This window comes from Mesorhizobium sp. M2C.T.Ca.TU.002.02.1.1, assembly GCF_003997225.1.
This window is the reverse complement of sequence record NZ_RZTO01001282.1, coordinates 1-1056: the sequence shown is the minus strand read 5'-3', so window position 1 is coordinate 1056 and position 1056 is coordinate 1. Positions and strand designations below refer to the sequence as shown.

Below are 1056 nucleotides of genomic sequence, written 5' to 3'. Positions count from 1 at the left end.
GTTGCCTTCCATGACCTTCTGCTGCTTGAGCACGTCCTCGATGCGGGCGTTCTCGATGTCGAAATTGGCGTCGCCGATCTTCTTGTCGGCCTGGGCGAGCGTGTCGAGCACCGTGCCGGACTGCTCGATCTTGGTGCGCATGTCCTGCACGACCTGCTTGGTCTTGGCAATTTCGGCATCGAAATTCTGCAATGTCGCCATTGGGGCCTCCCGCTTCGGCATCCGGTTCCGTGTCGTGGCGGCGAATATATGTGGGGCTTCAAGGGATTGAAAGAAGGAAGACAAACAGAGGCGCCAAAACAAAAGAATTGGTTAGACCCTTGAAAGACAAGGCAAGCATGCGCATGGTGTCCAATAATGCGCGCTGCCGTCGAACAGCTTCAGCTTATATGCCTTAAGTTATTGTTTTTACGGACGGCCAAGGCGATGAAACAGCGCCGGCAAATCTCTAGAGCGGTTCGCCGTTTCCCGGAAACGGCGAACCGCTCTATCTCTTTGCAATAGCGATCAGGGCTTGGGGTCGGCCTTTAGATAGGCAATCACGTTGGCGATGTCGTCATCGCTGGTCAGGCCGGTAAAAGCCATCCTGTTGCCGGGAACCTTCTGCTTGGGCGCCTTGAGATATTCCGTGAGGTTGGCTTCGTCCCAGACGAGGCCCGCGGCGCCGGCATCCTTCATGGCTTGCGAATAACGGCTCTGGAAGCTCTCGGCCGAGCCGGCCTTGCGGCCGACGACGCCCAGCAGATGCGGGCCGACCTTGTCGCGATCCGTCGCTGCCTCATGGCAAGCGATGCAACGGTTGAAGACCTTCTTGCCCAGCGCCGCATCGCCGGCGGCATGCGCGGCAAGGCCACCGGCAAGCAGGAAGACGGCGGCGGACGAGACGGCTCGAAACATGGCTGACCCCGGAGAGTTCTGGCTGTCGGCGTTATAAGGCGAAGCCTTGACAAAGGCCACAGCCGGCGGCGCGGGCAATCGCAGCGGCTCAGGCCTGCTGCGCCAGATCGCGGCGCAGAAAATCGTGCAGCCGATCGACGGCCGGCGTCGTCGACAGCC

Annotated in this window: 1 protein-coding gene and 1 pseudogene; both read right to left on the bottom strand. The window is 60.2% G+C overall.

Annotated features, from left to right (window positions below; translation table 11 throughout):
• A pseudogene (locus EOD07_RS35490) lies at window positions 1-201 on the bottom strand (hypothetical protein); the annotation flags it as partial.
• A 306-nt stretch (window positions 202-507) separates the two neighbouring features.
• Window positions 508-897, bottom strand: a complete 390-nt coding sequence (locus tag EOD07_RS35485) for a cytochrome c family protein (RefSeq protein WP_127238443.1) — start codon at window positions 895-897, stop codon at window positions 508-510.
• Window positions 898-1056 lie beyond the last annotated feature (159 nt).

Bases quoted from the DNA above. Each gene is read 5' to 3' on its own strand.
- EOD07_RS35485 (WP_127238443.1), bottom strand. From the start codon at position 897: ATGTTTCGAGCCGTCTCGTCCGCCGCCGTCTTCCTGCTTGCCGGTGGC.